This is a genomic window from Nitratireductor aquibiodomus, assembly GCF_900105565.1.
Taxonomy (GTDB): domain Bacteria; phylum Pseudomonadota; class Alphaproteobacteria; order Rhizobiales; family Rhizobiaceae; genus Nitratireductor; species Nitratireductor aquibiodomus.
Genome location: NZ_FNSL01000001.1, coordinates 2,104,154 through 2,124,155, shown reverse-complemented (window position 1 = coordinate 2,124,155; position 20,002 = coordinate 2,104,154). Strand labels below are relative to the sequence as shown.

At 63.4% G+C, this 20,002-nt stretch carries 20 protein-coding genes; 12 read left to right on the top strand and 8 right to left on the bottom strand.

What is annotated here, in order from left to right; all coding sequences use genetic code 11:
- Positions 1-108: 108 nt before the first annotated feature.
- Both BLW55_RS10050 and BLW55_RS10045 read left to right on the top strand, forming a co-directional pair.
- Positions 109-1,560, top strand: a complete 1,452-nt coding sequence (locus BLW55_RS10050) for an SLC13 family permease (protein WP_244509034.1) — start codon at positions 109-111, stop codon at positions 1,558-1,560.
- A 33-nt stretch (positions 1,561-1,593) separates the two neighbouring features.
- Positions 1,594-2,469, top strand: coding sequence for a LysR family transcriptional regulator (locus BLW55_RS10045; RefSeq protein WP_007009247.1), 876 nt, complete (start codon positions 1,594-1,596; stop codon positions 2,467-2,469).
- A 12-nt stretch (positions 2,470-2,481) separates the two neighbouring features.
- On the opposite strand, the gene BLW55_RS10040 is transcribed toward BLW55_RS10045, so the two are convergent.
- Genes BLW55_RS10040 through BLW55_RS10005 form a run of 8 tightly spaced genes read right to left on the bottom strand, consistent with a single transcriptional unit; the run spans position 2,482 to position 10,928 of the window.
- The gene (locus BLW55_RS10040) at positions 2,482-3,210 is read right to left on the bottom strand and encodes an SDR family NAD(P)-dependent oxidoreductase (protein WP_090328653.1); all 729 of its coding nucleotides are present in this window, start codon (positions 3,208-3,210) and stop codon (positions 2,482-2,484) included.
- A gap of 4 nt (positions 3,211-3,214) precedes the next feature.
- Positions 3,215-4,018, bottom strand: coding sequence for a cyclase family protein (locus BLW55_RS10035; RefSeq protein ID WP_090328651.1), 804 nt, complete (start codon positions 4,016-4,018; stop codon positions 3,215-3,217).
- Positions 4,015-5,274 carry an SDR family NAD(P)-dependent oxidoreductase gene (locus BLW55_RS10030; protein WP_090328648.1) on the bottom strand — a complete coding sequence of 420 codons (1,260 nt, stop codon included), beginning with the start codon at positions 5,272-5,274 and terminating at the stop codon, positions 4,015-4,017. Before BLW55_RS10030 ends, BLW55_RS10035 begins: the two co-directional genes overlap by 4 nt.
- Positions 5,271-6,455 carry a thiolase family protein gene (locus BLW55_RS10025; RefSeq protein WP_090328647.1) on the bottom strand — a complete coding sequence of 395 codons (1,185 nt, stop codon included), beginning with the start codon at positions 6,453-6,455 and terminating at the stop codon, positions 5,271-5,273. The genes BLW55_RS10030 and BLW55_RS10025 overlap by 4 nt, the downstream gene beginning before the upstream one ends.
- Complete coding sequence (locus BLW55_RS10020) at positions 6,455-8,095, bottom strand: AMP-binding protein (RefSeq protein WP_090328645.1); 1,641 nt, start codon at positions 8,093-8,095, stop codon at positions 6,455-6,457. Before BLW55_RS10020 ends, BLW55_RS10025 begins: the two co-directional genes overlap by 1 nt.
- Before the next feature lie 13 nt (positions 8,096-8,108).
- Complete coding sequence (locus BLW55_RS10015; RefSeq protein WP_090328643.1) at positions 8,109-8,591, bottom strand: aromatic-ring-hydroxylating dioxygenase subunit beta; 483 nt, start codon at positions 8,589-8,591, stop codon at positions 8,109-8,111.
- On the bottom strand, positions 8,588-9,922 hold the full coding sequence (locus BLW55_RS10010) for an aromatic ring-hydroxylating dioxygenase subunit alpha (RefSeq protein ID WP_090328641.1): 1,335 nt from the start codon (positions 9,920-9,922) through the stop codon (positions 8,588-8,590). Before BLW55_RS10010 ends, BLW55_RS10015 begins: the two co-directional genes overlap by 4 nt.
- A 40-nt stretch (positions 9,923-9,962) precedes the next feature.
- Positions 9,963-10,928 carry a PDR/VanB family oxidoreductase gene (locus BLW55_RS10005; protein WP_090329949.1) on the bottom strand — a complete coding sequence of 322 codons (966 nt, stop codon included), beginning with the start codon at positions 10,926-10,928 and terminating at the stop codon, positions 9,963-9,965.
- Positions 10,929-11,138: 210 nt separating this feature from the next.
- Here BLW55_RS10005 and BLW55_RS10000 point away from each other — a divergent pair, with 210 nt between their 5' ends.
- The 10 genes from BLW55_RS10000 to BLW55_RS09955 all read left to right on the top strand — a co-directional run bounded on the left by BLW55_RS10000 (position 11,139) and on the right by BLW55_RS09955 (position 20,000).
- Positions 11,139-12,164 carry a TRAP transporter substrate-binding protein gene (locus BLW55_RS10000; protein ID WP_090328639.1) on the top strand — a complete coding sequence of 342 codons (1,026 nt, stop codon included), beginning with the start codon at positions 11,139-11,141 and terminating at the stop codon, positions 12,162-12,164.
- Positions 12,164-12,673, top strand: coding sequence for a TRAP transporter small permease (locus BLW55_RS09995; protein ID WP_090328637.1), 510 nt, complete (start codon positions 12,164-12,166; stop codon positions 12,671-12,673). The genes BLW55_RS10000 and BLW55_RS09995 overlap by 1 nt, the downstream gene beginning before the upstream one ends.
- Positions 12,673-13,959 carry a TRAP transporter large permease gene (locus BLW55_RS09990; protein ID WP_090328635.1) on the top strand — a complete coding sequence of 429 codons (1,287 nt, stop codon included), beginning with the start codon at positions 12,673-12,675 and terminating at the stop codon, positions 13,957-13,959. The genes BLW55_RS09995 and BLW55_RS09990 overlap by 1 nt, the downstream gene beginning before the upstream one ends.
- A gap of 12 nt (positions 13,960-13,971) precedes the next feature.
- Entirely contained in the window at positions 13,972-14,496 is a 525-nt protein-coding gene (locus BLW55_RS09985; RefSeq protein WP_090328633.1) for a MarR family winged helix-turn-helix transcriptional regulator, read from the top strand.
- On the top strand, positions 14,493-14,933 hold the full coding sequence (locus tag BLW55_RS09980) for a RidA family protein (RefSeq protein WP_090328631.1): 441 nt from the start codon (positions 14,493-14,495) through the stop codon (positions 14,931-14,933). Before BLW55_RS09985 ends, BLW55_RS09980 begins: the two co-directional genes overlap by 4 nt.
- A gap of 59 nt (positions 14,934-14,992) precedes the next feature.
- Positions 14,993-16,069, top strand: a complete 1,077-nt coding sequence (locus BLW55_RS09975; protein WP_090328629.1) for an NAD/NADP-dependent octopine/nopaline dehydrogenase family protein — start codon at positions 14,993-14,995, stop codon at positions 16,067-16,069.
- Positions 16,069-17,052 (top strand): 3-hydroxybutyryl-CoA dehydrogenase, encoded by a 984-nt coding sequence (locus BLW55_RS09970; RefSeq protein ID WP_090328627.1) that lies wholly within the window; start codon positions 16,069-16,071, stop codon positions 17,050-17,052. Before BLW55_RS09975 ends, BLW55_RS09970 begins: the two co-directional genes overlap by 1 nt.
- A gap of 59 nt (positions 17,053-17,111) precedes the next feature.
- Complete coding sequence (gene dctP / locus BLW55_RS09965; RefSeq protein WP_036541077.1) at positions 17,112-18,125, top strand: TRAP transporter substrate-binding protein DctP; 1,014 nt, start codon at positions 17,112-17,114, stop codon at positions 18,123-18,125.
- 61 nt (positions 18,126-18,186) lie between these two features.
- Entirely contained in the window at positions 18,187-18,684 is a 498-nt protein-coding gene (locus BLW55_RS09960; RefSeq protein WP_090328625.1) for a TRAP transporter small permease, read from the top strand.
- On the top strand, positions 18,684-20,000 hold the full coding sequence (locus tag BLW55_RS09955) for a TRAP transporter large permease (protein ID WP_090328623.1): 1,317 nt from the start codon (positions 18,684-18,686) through the stop codon (positions 19,998-20,000). Before BLW55_RS09960 ends, BLW55_RS09955 begins: the two co-directional genes overlap by 1 nt.
- Positions 20,001-20,002: the final 2 nt, after the last annotated feature.

The window sequence follows — 20,002 nt, the reverse complement described above, 5'->3', positions numbered from 1 at the left end:
CCCTCGGTTTTCCTGAGGGCTGGCTTTTCAACAAACGATTGGATCGCAGAAGGGTGAAAAGAGCAATGTCGCCGGCACGACACCGTTTCCTGGAGGCATTCTTTTTCCATGTCCGACCAAACGCTTTCGCCTGCCGCCGCGCAGGCACCCAAAGATGCGGCACCAAGCGGCGCGGCCAAGGGGGCCCCGGCGGGAAACTCTATAAAATCAATAGCCATCGTGGTTGCCGCCTGTGCCGTCGGGTTTGTCACCGGGCTCTCGCTGCCGGTTCCGATGGCGCTTGCGGCGGCGCTTGCCGTCTTCTGCATCGGCATGTGGGCGACAGCTGCGGTCCCCGAATACTGGACGGCGCTGATGTTCTTTCTCATCGCCATGCTTTCCGGTATCGCCCCGGCACAGGCGGTGTTTTCCGGCTTCTATTCATCGACCTTCTGGCTACTCTTCGGGGGCATCATTCTGGGGGTGTCGATCCGGTACACCGGCCTTGGCAAACGCATGGCGGCAGTGCTCGCCGGCATGCTCGGCACGCGCTATTTTACCGTCATTGCGGGCATGACCGGCTTCAGCCTGGCGCTGGCCTTCGTCATGCCGTCTTCTATCGGGCGCATCGTGCTGCTTCTGCCGATCGTCATCGCGCTCGCCGATCACATGGGATATGGCAAGAGCTCCAGCGGGCGGACCGGCATGATTCTGGCCGCAGCCTTCGGAACCTGCCTGCCGGCCTTCACCATCCTGCCGGCGAACGCACCCAACATGATCCTGGCCGGTATGGCCGAGACGCTCTATGGCGCGCGCATTTCCTACTGGTCCTATCTGACCATTCATTTCCCGGTTCTGGGCCTTCTGAAGGCGGGCGTGCTCGTTGTGCTGATCCTGAGGATGTTCCCCGATGGCGATCCGCAGCGCCAGCCGGTGGTGTCGGCAGACCTGCCGGGGATGTCCCCGGCGGAAAGGCGGCTGACAATGGTGCTGGGGCTGTGCCTTGCCCTGTGGCTGACCGATACACTCCACCATATCTCGCCGGGCTGGATCGCGCTTGCCGCCGGTCTCTATTGCCTCTGGCCCGGGTCCGGGCTCACCTCGAAAAAATGCATCAATGAGGAAGTGAACTACGCCTCGCTCTTTTTCGTTGCCGGCATTCTCGGACTTGGCACGGTGCTTTCGTCGACCGGGCTGGGCGAAGTGGTGGTGGAAAATCTGAGCGGTCTTGCCGGATTTCAGGCAGACCGGCCTTTCTGGAACGTCGCCATGCTGACGGGCATTTCGACGCTGGTGGCGATGATCACGAACCTGCCCGGCGTGCCCGCGATCATGACACCGGTGGCGGAGAACCTTGCGGCGCTGACGGGGCTGCCGCTCACCACGGTGCTGATGACGCAGGTTCTGGCCTTCTCCAACGTGTTTCTGCCCTATCAGGCACCGCCGCTGATAACGGCAATGCAACTGGGCGATCTGCCGACAGGTGCGGTGGTCCGGCTCTGCCTTGTGATGTTCGCCATCGGTGCGCTCGTGCTCATGCCGCTCGATCTCCTGTGGTGGTATGCTCTTGGCATGGTGTAGACATGCGTCTGGCTACCGAGCGATGAGGCGGGAATGGATATTCAGCAACTGAGAACCTTCGTTGCCGTTGCTCGCGAGGGGAGCATTACGCGGGCCTCCGAGCGCATCCATCTCAGCCAGCCTGCCGTCAGCGCACACATCAAGGCGATGGAGGAGACGCTTGGGCTTTCCCTCTTCGAGCGCACACCGCGCGGCATGATCCTGACAGGGGACGGCGAACGCCTGCTTGCGAGGGCCGAACAGACGCTGGGTGCCCACCGTGAACTGCTTGAGGAGGCAACCCGTCTCAAGGGCAGCCTCACCGGGCGCCTGCGGCTTGGCATGGGTTGCAACTCCGGGCCTGAGGCGCTCGGGCGGCTGATGACGGGCTTTGCCGAGCGCTATCCGCAGGTGGATGTCGAGCTGCGGCATGGAACATCGCGCTCCATTGCCGAGGGCATTCGCAACGGCGGTCTGGATGCCGGTTTTTACAATGAGACAGGCGAACCCGGCGACGATCTGAATGTGGTCGACGTCCTGCGCTTTGCCATCTATCTCGCGGTTCCGCCCGGGACCGTGGACGCGAAAGACAAACCCGACTGGCAGAAACTGGCGGAGATGCCGTGGATTTGCCCGGCCCCTGACACATGTTGCGGGGAGGCGGCCGAGGCGCTCTTTCGCAGGCATAATTTTCGGCCCACCCGCATCATCAGCGTTGACCGGGAGCAGGTCACGCGCACATTGATCGCAGGCGGGGTAGGCGTCGGTCTGCTGCATGCAGAAGCTGCGCGCTCGGCCGAGGCAGATGGCGAGGTGGACCTCATCTGCAAGGCGCATGCTGCCGCACGGCTCGTCTTTGCCAGCCTCAGGGAGAGGGACGACGACCCGCTGCTTCAGGCGGCGCGCTCCATCGTTACCGCCGCCGACTGACGTGGGCCGCTGTCAAAGCTGCATGCTGCCCACGCTTGCACCACCGCAGACATAAAGCGTCTGCCCGGTGACGAAGCCTGCCTTCGGATCGGCGAAGAACATGAAGGCGTTGGTGACGTCTTCCACCGCACCGAGCCGGCCAACGGGAATGCGTTTGGCAAGCTCTGCTTCCCGCTCGCTGCCCTTCGGGATAATGCCCCAGAAATTGTCGGTCTGGATCGGCCCGGGCGCCACCACGTTTACGGTGATGCCGTGGGGGGCGAGTTCCAGCGCCCAGGTTCGCGCCATGCCCACCATGCCGGCCTTGGATGCGCCATAGGCGGTGCGGGTCTGCGCGCCCAGTGCTGCGCGCGATCCATTGAAGAGAACACGGCCGAAGCGGCGTTCCTTCATGGCAGGCAGGAAGGCTTTCAAAAGCGTGAGGGCGGAGCCAAGGTGAAGCTGGGCGAGGCCGGTGATGTCCTCGGCGCTGGCGTCTTCGATGAGGTTCGGCCAGATGAGGCCTGCATTCTGCACGAAATGGGTGACGTCGTGCCTGCCGGCGATCTCGGCTGCGGCCGCGCTGACGGCTGCGTCGTCCAGCAGGTCGGCTTCGACCGAGCTCAGCCGTTCATGCGAGAACTCCGGCGCGCGGCGTGCGACCGAGACGACACGGTAGCCCGCATCCAGCATGGTCCGGGCGAGATCCGCGCCGATGCCCTTGTTGCCGCCGGTGATGACGGCTGTCAGCTCTTTATCCATCGTGTCAGGTCCTGCCGGGCACAAGCGCCACCACGCGCAGCGGGCTGCCGGTGCCGTTCTTGATCTTGAGCGGGGTCGCGATCAGCATGGCGCCTGTGGGCGGCAGCCGGTGGAGATTGTTGAGGCATTGCAGGCCGTAGCGCCCTGCGCCGTGAAGATAGAAATGGGCGGGGTAGGGCGGCGTGTAATGCGATCCCTGACCGGCGTCGGTGCCGACGGTCTCGGTGCCGAAACCGCGAATGCCGCGTTCGTCCACCAGAAGCCGGATCGCCGCCGGCGTGGGGCCGGGCGAATGCGCGCCATCCTCGCGCATGTTGAGATAGGCCGCGCCCCGGCGCTTCGACCAGTCGGTGCGCATCAGAACCCAGCTTTCGGTGGGAATGCGGCCGTGCTCGGCCTCCCACGCCTTGATGATTTCCGGCGTCAGCTCGAAATCCTCGTCGGCGGCAGCGCCGTCCGAACAGTCGATCACGCAGACCGGCCCGATAAAGCGCTCGGCGGGAATCTCGTCGACGCTGCCATTGGGCACGTCGCGGCCGGAGATCCAGTGCGAAGGCGCATCGAAATGGGTGCCGGTGTGCTCGCTGCAGGTGAAGTTGTGCCATTTCCACGCCGGGCCGCGATGGTCATAGGCGGACACTTCTTCCATGCGGAAGCGCGCGCACTGGCCGAACTCGGGCGGTAGCACGATGACCGGAAAATCCTGATCGAGCGTGTGAGTGAGGTCCACCACCTCGATGGCGCCGGTGGCGAGCGCCTCCGCCAGATTGCCCAGAAGGGCGGATGGGTCGGTTGCGTGGATGGTCATGCGCCGCCTCCGTCGGTTTCGCTCATCTCGCGTTCCAGCACTTTTGCGCCGGCGCGCCAGCGCTCGATCAGGTCTTTCGCCACATCGCCGACGAACACATCTTCCAGCCCGTCCTTGAGGCCGGAGACGATGGCGCGGGCAAGGGCTGCGGGCGCGACCTTGGGCGGCGGCAGGGGCTGGTGCCAGGCGTCGTCCGTCGGGCCGGTATAGACGTTCATCACGCGCACGCCGCCGGGCCGCATCTCAGCACGCAGGCACTGCGACAGAGAGTAGGCGGCGGCGCTGGATGCGGAGAACGCGCCAAAGGCCGGCATGTTGGAATAAGCGTAGACCGACAGGATGTTGACCCAGGCGGCGGCGCTGTTGTCGCCATCTGCGCCGCGCCCGCGCATGGCCGGGCCGAAGGACTGGGCAAGCCGCATCAGGCCGAGATAGTTCACCTCCATCTCGTCGCGGGCGAACACGGTGTCTCCACGGTCCATGATGCCGCCGGGGCGCACGAAGCGGGCATTGTTGACGAGAATGTCCGTCTTGCCGCCGATCTCGCCGGCAAGCTCGGCGACCGACGCGGTGTCGGTGACGTCGAGCGGCACGATCTGGACGTTGGGGATCGCCTCGAGTGCCGCGCGGTGCGGATAGGGCCGCCAGCCTTCGGGCTCGCCGATGAAGATGATCGACGCGCCGGCCTTGGCGAAGGCCTCGGCCAGCGCCAAGGCGTTTTCGCTGCGTGCATCGGTGATGAGCACGCGGCGGAATTTCGGATCGGCGGTAATTTCGCGCAGTTGCGGATCGTCTTCCATGTTGGGCGTCCCTTCGGGAGGCAGGGCGTAGAGAACGCCCTGGCCCGACTTGTCGAGCCGGTTGATGATGCGCACCCGGCCGCCGCGCGGCGCGTCGCCATGGACGTGGCACATGATGGAGGGGCCGGCGTCGAGCCGGACGGTGCCGACACGCCATGGGGTGCGTTCGCGGAAATAGGTGTTGGTGCTGGTGCGCACCGTGGTTTCAGCGATGAGCTCGCCTGCCGGGTCGATGTCGCGCCATGGGAGCTCGGTCGACAGGCAGGTGGAGCAGGCGTCGCGCGGCGGATATTGCAGCGCGCCGCATTCGCCGCAGACCTGCAGCATGAAGCGCCCCCCGGCGGCAGCCGCCGTGAGCCCCAGCGCCGCGCGGCTTCTGAGGCCCGAGGGAAGCGTCTGTGTGCGGGTGCGCTTTTGCGGGTCTTTCTTCGGCGGCGGCAGGATGGCATCGGTCATGTGCCCGCTCCCGAAATGATGGCCGCACTGGAGCAGACGCCACGGTCGTAATTGATCATGCCGAAGCCGGAGACCATGGCGGTCGTCGCACCTTTCACCTGGGTGGGACCGGCTCTGCCAGTGACCTGACGGATGGCCTCGACCATGCCGATGAAGCCGCCAGCAGCTCCTGCCTGTCCGGCTGAAAGCTGGCCGCCCGACGTGTTGTGCGGAAAGTCGCCGGCAATGGTGAGATTGCGCTCGCGCACGAAGGCCGGGCCGTCACCTTTCCCGCAGAACCCCAGATCCTCGAACTGCATCATGGAAATGACCGGGTAGTCGTCATAGGTCTGCAACAGGTCGATGTCGTCGGGCCTGGCGTCGGCCATGGCGTAAAGCTCGTCGATATCCATGACCCAGCCGCCGCGCATCTGGATCGGGTCTTCGGGGAAGGCGTTGTGACGTTCGATGCTACCGCGAATATGCGCGTAGGCAAGGCCGGCGGCGCGGGCGTCCTCCTCACGCATCACGAGAAACGCTTCTGCGCCGCTGACGGGCATGACGCAATCGAACAGCGCGATGGGATCGGAGATCATGCGCGCGGAAAGATACTGATCCATGGTGAGCGGCTTTTTCATCACCGCGTGCGGGTTCTTTAGCGCATTGTCGCGCTGGGCGACGCAGATGCGGCCGAAATCCTCACGGGTCGCGCCATAGGCGCTCATATAATGGTCGGTCAGGAGCGCGAAACAGGCATTCGGTCCGCCCGCTCCATAAGGATATGAGGCATCCTGCGCGAAGCGGCTGAAGCTTGAGAGCATGCGCCGGAAACTGTCGACATGATTGGTGTCGCCGGCAACGCAGGCGACGATGTCGGCGTCGCCCGCCTGCACGGCGCGGGCTGCGCGCCTGAGCGCCACGACGCCGCTTGCCCCGCCCATGGGGATGTGATCGAGCCAGCGCGGGGTGAGGCCGAGATGCTGGGTCAGCCCCACCGCCGTGTCGGGAAAGAGCGTGAAGCTTGAAACCGAGAAGCCGTCGACCTCGCGGGGGCTGAGGCCGGCGCTTTGAAGCGACTGGCGCAGCGCGCGGGCGATCCACCAATGCGCCGTTTCCTTGGAGAAACGCTGATAGGGCGTGGTGGCGGGCGCGGCGAGCACCACGCCCTCATAGCCCATCCGTCTTGAGGTGCGGCCCGCCATCAGGCCGCGCGCCTTTTCTTCATGGAGCGTGTGTCGACCGTTCCGGGATCGGTGAGAAGCCGGGCGACCAGTGATTTCAGTTCGCCGCGCTGGATCTTTTGCGTCGAGGTCAGGGGCAGGGCGTCGACAAAGGCGATGTAGCCTGGAACCTTGTAATAGGCGACGCGGTCCAGACACCATTCGGCGATCTCGCGGGCGCGCGCCTCATCGCGTTCGCCGCTCTCGACCACGAGACAGGCGAAGACCTCGTCGCCGCGCAGCTCGTCCGGGGCTGCCGCGACCGCTGCCGCCTTGATGTCGGGATGCTGCATGAGGAAGGATTCCACTTCCACGGCGGCGATGTTCTCGCCGGAACGGCGGATCACGTTCTTCTTGCGGTCGACGAAGAAGAAATCGCCATCGGCATCGCGCATGACGATGTCGCCGGTGTGGAACCAGCCGCCTTCCCACGCTTCGGCGGTGGCTTCGGGGTTGGCGTAATATTCAGAGAAGAAGCCGAAACGCGGATCCTCGCCGGCATGGCGCACCAGAAGCTCGCCGGGTTGGCCGGGAGCTGTCTCGCTGCCATCGTCCGCGACCACGCGGGCCTCGATATCCGGGCCGGGCTGGCCAAGGCAGTTCGTGCCGCGCTTGCGGGGCTCGTGATTGGCAACGATGACCGCGCCGGCCCCCGTCTCCGTCATCGCCCAGCCCTCGATCAGCGGAATGCCGAAGCGCTCCTCGAAGGGACCGTGCAGCTTGGGATCGATGCCCGCGCCGAAGCCGAAGCGCACATTGTGCGCCCTGTCCTGTTCCGTGGGTTCGGCCTTCATGAGAATGGACGGCATGACGCCCAGATAATGCAGGCAGGTGGCCCGGCTGTCACGCACGCTCTGCCACCAGCTGCGCGGGTGGAAACGGTCGAGCGCGATGAGGCAGCCGCCGACCGTGATCATCGCCATCAGCGAATAGGCCATGGCGTTCATGTGGAAGATTGGCAGCGGCGTGATCATGCGCTCGCCGTGCTCGTTCATGGCGCAAAGGCCGCCCGCCTTCGCGTACCAGCGGCCCGAATGCAGGAAATAGAGGTTCGACAGGACGCAGCCCTTGGGCTTGCCCGTGGTGCCGGAGGTGTAGAGCATGGCCGCTTCGCGGCTGAGCGGCGCACCCTGCGGCGTCTCCATGCCGGCAAAGCGCGGATCGAGCGACGGGGTGTCCGCCTCGGGCGTGACGACCGGAAAGCCGACGCCGGAGGCGGCAGCCGCCTGTTCAAGATCCGCCACGCGGCTCGCGATGGCCACTGCCAGAACCGGGCGCGCGTGCCCGGCCATGTATTCCAGTTCCGCCGATTGCAGGTCGGGATTGACCGGCACGACCGAGAGCCCGAGCGCATTTAAGGCGAACCAGTTCAGGAAGAAGCCCGGCCGGTTTTCCATCAGGAGCATGACGCGCATGCCGGCGCGATAGCCCCCGGCAGCATAGGCGTCCCTCAGGCGTTTAATCTCGGCAAGTGCGGCGCCATAGGAGAGTTCGCCGGCGGGAATGTCGTAGACCGTGGCCGTCTCCTCCAGCACGTGCAGGAAGGGGCGGTCCGGCCAGCGCCCGGCGCTGTCGGCAAAGGCCGCGAACACGGTGTCGAACGGCGGGATCTGCGATTTCATCTGCTGCGCGCTTTCAAAGGAACATCTGGATATTGCCGAAGGCGGCATCGGAATTGAGCAGATCGACGCGCTTGTGGGTGATCTTCAGCTTTCCTTCGATGAGTTTCAACTCGTGACGTGCCGTGGCGGCAAGCAGGATCTGGTCGTCGAGCCGTGTCTCCACATAGTGAAACGCCGTGTGGGTGACATACTCACCCTTCTCATCGTCCATATGGTCGATGAAGGGGCGGTTCAGAACGTGGTGGCAGCGGGTCTTCGGCTTTTGCGAGAAGGTGCGCTCGCCCTTGAAGCGCTCGACGCGCAGCTTGCGCATGAAGGCGTCTTCATGCAGCAGCGAGGTGACGTGCTTGGCGTCTTCCTGATTGTAGTCGAGCGGCATCCAGTAGAAGCTGTCGTGGGTCCACAGATCGAGCCATTCGTCAAACCGGCCATCGTCCAGCATGCGGGCTTCTTCATAGACGAAATCGATCAGGTCGTCGCGGGTGGGGGCCTTCATTGCGCGTCTCCTTCCATCGTCATCGTCATGTATTTTTCCCACGCGTGGAACTGGTTGCGCATCTGGCGCTCGGTGGTGCCGTTTTCGACGGCGATCTCGTCGAAATTCTCCCCTTCCTCGTAGAGGCGTTGGACATTGACCCATTCCAGCCCGTCGGAATGCAGGCCTTCCTGCGCGCGCTCATACATTTCCAGATCGTCATGGCCGACCATGGAGGTGGGCGCGTTGATCATGCGGTTGTACATCGCGGTGCGCTCCAGAAGCATGTCGGGCGCGCCCACCAGCCGGTAGATGTAGCTTTCGACAAGCGTCTTGTCGGCGGCGATGGGGGTGAACAGCCGCAATTGCTGGATCGGCCCCTTGATCATGATGTTGGGGAAATAGACCGTGTTGTGCCGGTTTTCGCCGAGGATCGCCTTTGCGCGCTCCTCGCCATAGGCCTCCACCATCTGTTCGTAATAGCCGGGGATGGCTGAATAGTCGGAGTGGATCGAGTGATGCACGCCGGTGTGGCCGTGGCCGTTCGGCCAGGTGCGGATGCCCATGTTCTCGAAGAACTCATAGGGGCTCATGAAGGGGGCGATCACCTCCATGGCCATGGGCTTTTGCGTGCCCTCGGGCTTGTCCATCTTCTCCCACAGGTCGATGGCCGTGCCGGCGGAGCTTTCATGCGCGACCATGGGATGGCAGGTGTCGGTCTGGTTCTCGACCAGCATTTTCCAGTTGCAGCGATGCATATAGCGCAGCGGCGGCCCGGCCACCTCCAGACGGCCCTCGGGCGAGCGGTCGACCATGTTGTCGAAGGAGCTCAGCGCCTCTCCGAAGAAGCTTTCGAAATCCGGGCCTTCCTTGTTGAGGCGGGCGAAGATGAATCCGCGATAGTTTTTTACCGCACCAACCGGGGCCATGCCGTTGACGGATTCGCTCTCTTCGAGCCCGGTGTCCTTGTAGCCCTTGCGCAGCGGGATGGCGAGCAGGCAGCCATTCGTCTTGAACGACCATGCGTGATAGGGGCAGCGGAAGAATTTTCCGGTGTTGCCCGTCCGGTCGATGGCGATCTTCGTGCCCTTGTGCGGGCAGCGATTGTGCAGGACGTAGATCTCGTTGTCGGAGTGGCGCACCATGATCACCGGCTGCGTGCCGATCTCGGTGGTGAAATAATCGCCCTTGTTGGGCGTCTGGCTCTCATGGCCGACAAAGACCCAGGTGTTGGCGAAGAGATGTTTCATCTCCAGCTCGAACACTTCCTGATCGATATAGACGTCGCGGTGCACTTCCGTGGGCCGGATCAGATTTCTGATCGCCTGAGGGTTGTTCGCGTAACGGCTCATGGCTTGCTACTCCCTTGCTGGCCGCCGTCCGGTCGGTCTCCTAGAGGTCGAGGACGAGCCGGTCGGATTTTGCGCGTGACACGCAGATCTGCATGACATCGTTGGCCGCGCGTTCATCGTCGGTGAGGATGACGTCGCGGTGGTCGGGAATGCCGGACAGGACCGTTGTCTGACAGATGCCGCAATCGCCGCGCTGGCAATCGTAGATCAGGTCGACGCCTTCTTCCTCGAGCACTTCGATGATGGACTTGCCCGGCGGGATGGTGAAGACCTGACCCGTGGAACTGATTTCGACCTCGAAGGGCTTGTCGCCCGCTTCGGCCTCATGCGCCTCGAACAGTTCGAAATGCACATGGTCCTTCGCGATGCCGCGGGCATGGGCGATTTCGCGCACCGCCTCGATCATGCCGCGTGGCCCACACACATAGATGTGGCCTTCGGCAGGCGCCTTGCCGATCAGCGCCTTCAGGTCGATGCAGGTTTCCGGCTCGTCGTCGCAATGGATGGTGAGGGCATTGGTCTCGATGGCCTCAAGCGCGTCGATGAAGGCCAGAAGCGTGCGCGACCGGCCGGCATAGTGAAACGAGAACGGGCGGTCCTTCGCCTTGAGTTCGGCAGCCATGGAGATGAGCGGCGTGACGCCGATGCCGCCGGCGATGAGAAGAACAGGCGCTTGCGCTTCGACCAGCGCGAAGTCGTTGCGCGGGGCGGAGGTTTCGATGATGTCGCCCTCCTTAAGCTCATGCATGAAACGCGAGCCGCCCTTGCTGTCCTCTTCGAGGCGCACGCCGAGGCGATAGGTGGCGGGCGCGTCGGTGGCACCTGCTTCGGTACTGGCATTGACGAGGGAATAGTGCCGGTCCGAGCCATCAGGCAGCGTGACGCGGATATGTGCGCCGGCAGAGAATCCGGGCAGCGTGCCGCCATCGGCTGCTTCCAGCTCGAGCGTTCGAATTTGTGGGGTCAGCGCTTCGCTCGCGCACACCTTGAGCTTCAGTTCGCCCATTGCCGAAATCTCCTCCCTCTGCGGCTCCTCCATTTAATCCACTCGGCGGGTGGATTGTCAGCCACAGTCTCCAATTAATATGAATTCGCATATTTATGCGTTGTCAAGCTTCAAGCCTAAAAAAGTGAAATTTCATCTTTTTAAGCTTGAAGCGCGTTGAAACTTGTGGAAGCCTCAGGGCTGGAGGAGGCCGTCATGGGAGGAGCAACGATGACGCGCATGATCAAAACACTTGTATCTGCATCTATTCTGTCGACAGCCATGAGTTTTGGTGCGATGGCGCAGGAGACGGTTCTGCGCATGTCGAACTGGCTGCCGCCGTCTCATCCGATTGTCAGGGACATGATGATCCCCTGGGCGGAGAAGCTGAAAGAGGCCAGTGACGGCCGCATCGAGGTGCAAATTCTCGACGCGCCGCTTGGGCCGCCGCCGGCGCATTTCGACCTTGCCGCCAATGGCGCAGTGGACCTGACATTCGGCGTGCATGGCTACACGCCGGGGCGCTTTACCCTGACCGAGATCGCCGAAATGCCGTTCCTGGCCGATACGTCCGAGAGCCTTTCGGTGGCCTTCTGGCGTGTGTACGAGAGCGATCTGGCGCAGGCCGAGGAGCATCGCGGCACCAAGGTGCTGGGCGTGTTCGGGCATGGGCCGGGGCTCCTGCTCACCAAGGGCAAGTCGGTTTCACCGCTGTCGGACCTGTCCGGTGCCAAGATCCGCGTTGCGGGCAACATCACCAACAAGCTTGCTGAAGCGATGGACATGGTGTCGATCCAGGCACCGTCGCCACAGTCCTATGAAATCCTGTCGGGCGGAATTGCCGACGGCATTTTCTTCCCCGTCGAATCCGTGCCTTTCTTCAAGCTGGAAACGCTGGTGGACAAGGCACTGCGTGTGCCGGGCGGTCTCTACAATGTCTCGTTCTTCTTCGTAATGAACAAGGCGAAGTTCGACAGCCTGTCGGATGAGGACAAGGCGGCCATCGAAGAGGTCTCCGGCGAGGCGTTCTCGCGCATGGCAGGCCAGGCCTGGGATGCGGCGGATGCAGCCGGTATGGAGGTCATCGGCTCGACGGTGGATTTCCACGATGCGACCGAAGAAGAGCTTGCGACGCTGCGCGAGAAGACGCAGCCCATGTTCGACGATCTCGCCAAGGCCTATGAGGCGAAGGGGGTCGACTTCGAGGTGGTTCTGGGCAAGCTCAAGGACGAAATCAAAGCGGTGGCGGCTGAATAATGGCCGCCTCCTCCGAGCGGATCGCAATGCGGGCTCGGCGGTGGCTAAGACTGGCGACTGCCGTGCTTTGCGGCGCGTTTCTGGTGGCGCTGACGCTGGTGACAGTGGTCGATGTGATCGGTCGCTATCTCCTGTCGTCGCCGCTGCCGGGTGCCGCGGAATATACCGAAATCCTCCTGATGGCGATTGTGTTTGTGGGGCTGCCGGCAGTGTGCCTGGATGACGGGCATGTGAGTGTCGATCTGCTCACGGCCGGGCTCAAGGGCGTTGCTGAGAGAATTCAGCTCAATCTCGCCCGGCTTGTGGTTGCCGTGGTGCTGGGGCTCGTTTCCTGGCAGCTCTGGAACCATGGGGCCCAGCTCGACAGCTACAATGAGGTGACGGTTTATCTGCGTGCGCCGCTCGGGCCGTTCGCCAAGGCGACGGCAGTCATCACCGGTGTCTGTGCGGTGATCACGCTTGTCATTGCGGTGCTGCGCCTGCCCAAAAGCGATGGCGGGGGCGTTTGATGGCGTGGCCAATCGGAATGGCGCTGCTTCTGGCGCTCATCTTCGCGGGCGTGCCCATCGCATTCGCGATGACTGCGGTGGGGCTGATCGGCGTTGTCTCGATCGTTGGCTGGCACCCGGCGCTGGCCATGCTCGGGCAGGTCTTCTTCGACAGTGGCAGGAGCTACACGCTGTCTGTCGTGCCGCTGTTCCTGCTGATGGGCAATCTCGTGGTTCAGTCGGGTGTGGCTGGCGATCTCTACGCGGCGGCCAACGCCTGGCTGCGCCATCGCAAGGGCGGGCTCGCCATGGCGACCATCGTCGCCTGTGGTGGGTTCTCGTCAGTGTGCGGCTCGTCGCTCGCCACCACGGCGACCATGGCCCGCATCTCGCTGCCGGCGATGCGCAAATATGGCTATTCCGACCGGCTGGCCGCCTCATCCATTGCAGCGGGTGGCACGCTTGGCATTCTCATCCCGCCATCCGTCATCCTCGTCATTTACGGCATCCTCACACAGCAGAACATTGGCAAGCTGTTTCTGGCGGGTCTCTTGCCGGGGCTGATCGGCGTGGTCGGCTACATGATCGCCGTACGCCTGTCGCTGGTGGTCTATTCCGAACATCTGGAGACCCAGCCAAAGCTGCCACTGGTCGACCGCATCCGCGCTTTGCGCGGTGTCGTGTGGGCGCTGGCGTTGTTCGTGTTCGTTCTGGGCGGCATCTATCTGGGCGTGTTCACCGCAACCGAGGCGGCGGGCATGGGTGCGGGCGGGGCGTTTCTTCTCACCTTCATGCGCGGTCGGCTGACCCTGCGGGCCACGCTTTCCACGCTGTTCGACACGGCAAAGACCACGGCGGTGATGTTCTTCATCCTGTTCGGGGCGCTATACTTCCTGAACTATGTGAACTTCTCCGGCCTGACGGGCGACCTGCGCACATGGATCAACGCTTTCGGCGTCGGCCCGTACCCGGTGATCTTCTTGATCGTGCTGATCTATCTGGTGCTGGGATGCCTGCTTGAAAGCATCTCGATGATCACGCTCACCGTGCCGATCCTGTTTCCGATCGTCACCGGTCTTGGCTTCGATCCGATCTGGTTCGGCATCTTTGTGGTGATCGCGACCGAACTGAGCTTCATCACGCCGCCCATCGGCATGAATGTTTTCGTCATGCGGACGGTGGCGCCCGACATTCCGCTGGAGCGTATTTTCGCCGGCATCCTGCCCTTCGTGGCGATGGATGTTGTGCGTCTTGCGCTTCTGATCGCGCTGCCGGCGATGGCGCTTATCATTCCCAATTCGATGTGACCGGACGATATGATGGCCAAAGACGAAGACAGGATCGAGATCGACCGCAATGCCGGGTTTGTCGGCGACTACCTGCTCTATCTGCTCGCCGCCGCCAGCGACGCCGCCAGTGCCGACTTTCACGCCCATGTGCGCGAGCAGGGGCTGCGCGTGCCGGAATGGCGCATTCTCGCCTGCCTGAGCGATGAGGACGGCCAGATGGTGACGCAGCTCGCCCAACTCGCGCTGATGGAGCAGTCGCATCTGACCAAGATCGTCGACCAGATGGCGACGAAAGGGCTGGTGAAACGCCGGAGCGACGAGCGCGACCGACGGCGCGTGCGCGTGTTCCTGACACCGGCCGGACGCGAGCTTGGCGGGCGTCTGGTCGATGAGGCGCAGGCCCATGAGCGGGCGATCATCGCTCGGCTTCGCCCCGGCGAGGGGGCGCTGCTGAAAGACGCCCTCAGGCACATTCACGCGCTGTACCGTGCCGGCAGCGGCGTTGCGGCCGCTCCGGTCGCCGGGCCGGTGAAACTGGAGACGAGAGCGACATGAGCGAGACCGAGAGCGCCCCAAACGCTGCCGAACCGCGCCTGCTGCACAAAACGGTCAGCCCGGAAGGCTGGCCGCAGCCGAAGGGCTACGCCAATGCTGTGATGACCGATGGCGGCATTATTTACACGGGCGGGCTGGTCGGCTGGGACCGCGAGGGCCGTTTTCCGGAAGGGTTCGTCGCCCAGGCGCACCAGACGTTTCGCAACATCCGCGACGTGCTCGAAGCGGCGGGCGCTGGGCCGGAACATCTGACGCGCCTCACTTGGTACGTGACGAGCGTCGAGGACTATCTGGCCGACCCGAAAGGACTGGGAAGAGCCTATCGTGATGTTTTTGGCCGCTGTTTTCCGGCCATGGCCACGGTGGAGGTAACGCGCCTGGTGGAACCGGAGGCGGTCGTGGAGATCGAGGCGACGGCGGTTCTGCCCCGGGGGTGAACCAGCGAGCGTGACATGAATGCCCGTGACTGTGTGCGGGCGAGGAGGAGAGTGAAGACATGAAAGTAGCTGTTCTGGGTGGAGGCAACGGGTCTTATGCGGCTGCGGCGGATTTCGCCGAGGCGGGCCATGAGGTTCGTTGGTGGCGGCGCGACCGGGCAAGTTTCGCCGATGTCGAGAAGGCAGGCGGCATCACCCTGACCGACCACGAGGGCAGCCGGAAGATTGCGGTCGTGCCGACCGACGATCTTGCTGCAGCGCTCAAGGGAGCGGAGCTGATCGTTGCGCCAACGCCGGCCTTCGCGCAGGAGGACATCGCCACGAAGCTCGCGCCGCATCTGGAGGACGGGCAGGTGATCTACCTGCCGCCCGGCACGTTCGGCTCCTACCTGATGATGAAGCGGATTCGCGAAGCGGGCTCGAAGGCCGACATCGCGATTGCCGAGACCGGCACACTGCCATGGCTGACGCGCAAGCAGGGGTCGCTCGAAGTGCGCGTGACGACGCGGGCCTCGCGCCTGCCGACCGGCGTGCTGCCGGCGCGGCACACGGATCATGCGATCAAGACCATTGCGGCGGTGTTCCCGACCTCCATCGAGCCGGTGGAGGATGCGCTATCGGGCGCGCTGATGAATGCCGGCCCGATCATCCACCCGCCGCTGATCCTCATGAATGCCGGTCCCATCGAGCATTTCGACCGCTGGGACATTCATAATGAAGGCACGCAGGCTTCCATCCGCCGTACGCACACCGCGCTCGACAATGAGCGCATGGCGATCCGCGAGGCGCTAGGCTATGGCGCGCCTCACTTTCCACTGGCCGATCACTACGAGACCAGCAACTGGATGTATGGCAATCTGGCCCATGACAAGCTGGTGGATTCCGGGGACTGGCACGAGAAGCTGGACCTGAAGTCGCACCGCTACATGCTGGAGGATGTGGGCATGGGGCTCGCCTTCATGGTTTCCGTGGGTGAATGGGTAGGTGTGCCCTGTCCGGTGGCGGCGGGGCTTCTCGCCATTGCCGGCGCGGTGGCCGAGCGCGATTTCCGCGCCGAGGGCCGCACGATGGAGAAGATCGGCCTTGCCGGTGAAAGCCGCGAGGCGGTGCAGACGATGCTGCGCGAGGGGCTGTGATGGCAGATGACGTGACCATCGCCTGCATCGGCGCCGGGCGCATGGGGCGGGGCATTGCGCAATGCGTCGCCTATGCCGGCCACGAGGTGCGGCTGATCGATGCCAAGGAGCGTGAGGCCGACGCCTTCGCAAAACTGCGCGACGAGGCGCTGGACGAGATCCGCACGGCGCTCGCCTCCATCGCAGCACTAGGTGCTTTCAAAGTCGATGCTGTTCCGCAGATCATGGAGCGGGTGAGCATCGTGCCGCGCGGCGAGGCTGCGACGGGTCTTTCCGGCGCGCGCATCGTGTTCGAGGGCGTGCCCGAGGTGACGGATGCCAAGCGCGATGCGTTTGCGCTGTTCGACGCCCATGCCGATGGCGACGCAATTCTGGCCTCGACCACCTCGACCATGCTGTCGACGGAACTGGCGGGTTTCACCTCTGCGCCCGAGCGCTTTCTCAATGCGCACTGGCTGAACCCGGCCTTTCTGATGCCGCTGGTGGAGCTCAGCCCGGCCGATGAGACGGATGCGGAAACCACCGCATTCGTGCGCGCCTATCTTGAAGGCATGGGCAAGGTGCCGATCGTCTGCAAGGCTTCGCCCGGCTACATCGTGCCGCGCATTCAGGCGCTGGCCATGAACGAGGCGGCGCGCATAGTGGAAGAAGGTGTTGCGAGCGCTGAGGATGTCGACAAGGCCGTGACCTATGGTTTCGGCCTGCGTTTCGGTGTGCTCGGCCTTTTGGAATTCATCGACTGGGGCGGTGGCGACATTCTCTACTATGCGAGCCGCTATCTCGCAGGGGCGTTTGAGGATGAGCGTTATCAAGCGCCGGAGATCATCAGCCGCCACATGGAAGAGGGGCGTATCGGCCTGAAGACCGGCTCCGGCTTCTTCGATTATTCCGACATGGATGTCGATGCCTATCGCCAGCGCCGCATGGCCGCCTTCCTGAAGGCGCTCGACAATGCGGGGCTTGTGCGGCCGCCAAAGCTTTAGGGAGCAGTTGAAACCAAAACCGGGTGGAACAAGCCCGGACAACCAGAGAGGACGAAGAAATGAACCAAGCCACGACCAGATCGATCGCCAGGACCATCAGAAACGGCCTTCTTGCAACGGCGCTCACCGGCATCGCCTTTGCCGGACAGGCCAGTGCGGAAGAAACGCTGAAGGCGATTTCCGCCTTCCCGCAGTCGCTTGCCTTCTCGCAGAGCTTCAAGGGCTTTGTCGATCTTGTGAACGAGCGCGGCAAGGGCGTCATCCAGATCAATTATGCGGGCGGGCCGGAAATGTTCCCGCCGAACCAGCAGGTGGATGCCGTGCGCCGCGGCGTGATCGACATGCAGTATGGCCCCGCCTCCTATTATCTCGGCACGATGCCGGAGGCGGATGCCTGGGTCGGCTCGACCGTGACGGCGGCGAAGGCGCGTGAGAATGGCGGCTTCGGCATCATGCAGGAAGCCTTTTCCAAGAAGCTCGGCGTGAACCTTTTGGCTCACCTCGACACCGGCGTGCAGTTCTATATCTACACGATCAACGAGCCCAAGCGGACGGAGGATGGCGGCATCGATCTCGATGGTCAGCGCATCCGCTCGCAGCCGATCTACAACTCTTTCTTTGAAGCGCTGGGTGCCATTCCCGTCTCCGTTCCGGTTCCGGATGTGTATACGGGTCTGGAGCGCAGCACGTTTGACGGTTCGGGCTGGCCGATTGTCGGCATTCAGGATCTCTCCTGGGACAAGTTCCTGCGTTACCGCATCGATCCGGGCTTCTTCCAGACCGACCTCGCCGTTGTGGTGAACCCGGCCAAATGGGACAGCTTGAGCAATGAGGCAAAGAAGATCATCAACGATGCTGCCGCCGAATATGAGCAGACATCCTATGAGAACTTCCAGAAGGTGATCGAGGAGACCGACAAGGCAGTTCGCGAGAACGGCATGGAAGTGATCACACTCGAGGGCGAGGCGCAGGCGAAGTTCCTTGATCTGGCCTATGACAGCGCCTGGAAGCGGATGAAGGATTCCGGATCAGAATATTACGACGCATTGCGCGAAGCCTATTACGACCGCTGATCCCGCACCGGCGGGGGGCTGATCGGCTCCCCGCCACACTCCCTTTGAAAAGCCGCGCGCCATGTTTCTGATACGTCTCTACAACCGGGTCATCACCGGGCTGGCCGTGCTGGGCGCCGCCAGTCTCGTTTTCATTTCGCTCGCCATCATTGTCGATGTTGTCTTGCGCAACACCGGGTTTCGCCCGTTCCAGTCGACCAGCGCCATCGTTGAATATGTGATGCTCTTCTCCACCATGGCGGCCGCGCCCTGGCTGGTGCGCAACAATGGCCATGTGGCGATCTCCTCCTTCGTGGGAGCGATGCCTGACGGCGCGCGCCTTCTGGTGGGGCGGGTCGTGCTTGTTCTCGCCATCCTGACGCTTGGCCTCCTGTGCTGGCGCTCGGCGGCGGTGGGGTTGGAGATGGTGCAGTCGCGCGCGGTCGACATGCGCTCCATCAACATCCCGTCCTGGGTTCTCTACGCGATGCTTTCCGTCGGCTTCGGCCTGATGGCGCTGGAGTTCCTGCGCATGCTGTTGCGGGGCGAAACCTATACGGGCAGCGGGGGAGCGCACTGATGGCCTGGTATGAAGCCACACTCCTCATGATCGGCGGGCTGCTCGCGCTGATGTTCTTCGGCATGCCGGTGGCGATTGCCTTTCTGGCGATCAACATTGTCGGCGTTGTCATTTTCATGGGTGGCATGATCGGCATCGATCAGCTGGTCGCCAATGCCACCACATCGGTGACGAGTTTTGCGCTGGTGCCGGTGCCGCTGTTTCTCATCATGGGCGAGCTTCTGTTTCACACGGGGCTTGCCATTCGCGTTTTCGATGCGCTCGACAAGTGTTTTGGCGGCATCAAGGGGCGGCTGTCCTATCTGACAGTGGGCGGCGGCACGATCTTCGCCACCCTGTCGGGCTCCTCCATGGCAAACACGGCGATGCTCGGCACGACGCTGATGCCCGACATGATCAAGCGCGGATACAAGCCGCACATGATCATGGGGCCGATCCTGGCGACGGGCGGTCTGGCCATGATCATTCCGCCATCCTCGCTGGCCGTGCTGTTGGGCTCGCTGGCGCGGATCGATGTTGGTGCCCTACTGATCGCAGGTCTGGTACCCGGCCTCGTTCTGGCGCTCATGTTCCTTGCCACGATCCGCATACAGATCGCGCTCGATCCCGACGCCGCACCCGGCTATGCGGCGGAACGGGCAAGCGTCTCCGAGATCGTTCAGGCGCTTGCTGTCGATGTCCTGCCCATGGGCATCGTGGTCTTTGCCGTGGTCGGGCTCATCCTGCTCGGCTGGGCGACGCCGACCGAATCCGCCGCCTTCGGTGCGCTGTCGGTGGTGGTGCTTGCGGCCTGCTATCGCACGCTGAGCTGGGAGGCCGTCGTTCGCTCGCTCACCGGCACGCTGAAAGTGTCGGCCATGATGCTGATGATCATCGTGGGTTCCACGACCTTTTCGCAGATCCTTGCCTTCTCCGGGGCGTCCTCCGGGCTGATCGCGTTTGCCACCAGTTTCGAGCTCAACGCCTATGTGGTGCTTGCCATCATGTTCCTGGTGCTTCTGCTTCTCGGCATGTTCATGGATCAGCTCTCGATCATGATGTTGACGCTCCCGATCTTCATGCCGCTGGTGGCACTCTACGGGTTCGATCAGATCTGGTTCGGCGTGGTGATGCTTCTGGCGCTGGAGCTCAGCCTTGCGACCCCACCCTTCGGCCTTCTGCTCTTCGTCATGGTTGGGGTGAGCCCGGCCGGCACGACCATCGGGCAGGTGGCGCGGGCCGCGCTGCCCTACATAGCCTGCACGCTTTTGCTGGTGGTTCTGCTGGCGCTATTCCCCCAAATGGCCCTTTGGCTGCCGGGTTTGATCAGGAGCTGACG

Excerpts from the sequence above, each read along its gene's own strand:
- BLW55_RS10040 (WP_090328653.1), bottom strand. The coding sequence starts at position 3,210 with ATGGATAAAGAGCTGACAGCCGTCATCACCGGCGGCAACAAGGGCATC.
- BLW55_RS09975 (WP_090328629.1), top strand. The coding sequence starts at position 14,993 with ATGAAAGTAGCTGTTCTGGGTGGAGGCAACGGGTCTTATGCGGCTGCG.
- BLW55_RS09960 (WP_090328625.1), top strand. The coding sequence starts at position 18,187 with ATGTTTCTGATACGTCTCTACAACCGGGTCATCACCGGGCTGGCCGTG.
- BLW55_RS09985 (WP_090328633.1), top strand. The coding sequence starts at position 13,972 with ATGGCCAAAGACGAAGACAGGATCGAGATCGACCGCAATGCCGGGTTT.
- BLW55_RS10015 (WP_090328643.1), bottom strand. The coding sequence starts at position 8,591 with ATGAAGGCCCCCACCCGCGACGACCTGATCGATTTCGTCTATGAAGAA.
- BLW55_RS10020 (WP_090328645.1), bottom strand. The coding sequence starts at position 8,095 with ATGAAATCGCAGATCCCGCCGTTCGACACCGTGTTCGCGGCCTTTGCC.
- BLW55_RS10045 (WP_007009247.1), top strand. The coding sequence starts at position 1,594 with ATGGATATTCAGCAACTGAGAACCTTCGTTGCCGTTGCTCGCGAGGGG.
- BLW55_RS10050 (WP_244509034.1), top strand. The coding sequence starts at position 109 with ATGTCCGACCAAACGCTTTCGCCTGCCGCCGCGCAGGCACCCAAAGAT.
- dctP (WP_036541077.1), top strand. The coding sequence starts at position 17,112 with ATGAACCAAGCCACGACCAGATCGATCGCCAGGACCATCAGAAACGGC.
- BLW55_RS09995 (WP_090328637.1), top strand. The coding sequence starts at position 12,164 with ATGGCCGCCTCCTCCGAGCGGATCGCAATGCGGGCTCGGCGGTGGCTA.
- BLW55_RS10010 (WP_090328641.1), bottom strand. The coding sequence starts at position 9,922 with ATGAGCCGTTACGCGAACAACCCTCAGGCGATCAGAAATCTGATCCGG.
- BLW55_RS10025 (WP_090328647.1), bottom strand. The coding sequence starts at position 6,455 with ATGGCGGGCCGCACCTCAAGACGGATGGGCTATGAGGGCGTGGTGCTC.
- BLW55_RS09990 (WP_090328635.1), top strand. The coding sequence starts at position 12,673 with ATGGCGTGGCCAATCGGAATGGCGCTGCTTCTGGCGCTCATCTTCGCG.
- BLW55_RS10035 (WP_090328651.1), bottom strand. The coding sequence starts at position 4,018 with ATGACCATCCACGCAACCGACCCATCCGCCCTTCTGGGCAATCTGGCG.
- BLW55_RS09980 (WP_090328631.1), top strand. The coding sequence starts at position 14,493 with ATGAGCGAGACCGAGAGCGCCCCAAACGCTGCCGAACCGCGCCTGCTG.
- BLW55_RS10000 (WP_090328639.1), top strand. The coding sequence starts at position 11,139 with ATGACGCGCATGATCAAAACACTTGTATCTGCATCTATTCTGTCGACA.
- BLW55_RS10030 (WP_090328648.1), bottom strand. The coding sequence starts at position 5,274 with ATGACCGATGCCATCCTGCCGCCGCCGAAGAAAGACCCGCAAAAGCGC.
- BLW55_RS09955 (WP_090328623.1), top strand. The coding sequence starts at position 18,684 with ATGGCCTGGTATGAAGCCACACTCCTCATGATCGGCGGGCTGCTCGCG.
- BLW55_RS09970 (WP_090328627.1), top strand. The coding sequence starts at position 16,069 with ATGGCAGATGACGTGACCATCGCCTGCATCGGCGCCGGGCGCATGGGG.
- BLW55_RS10005 (WP_090329949.1), bottom strand. The coding sequence starts at position 10,928 with ATGGGCGAACTGAAGCTCAAGGTGTGCGCGAGCGAAGCGCTGACCCCA.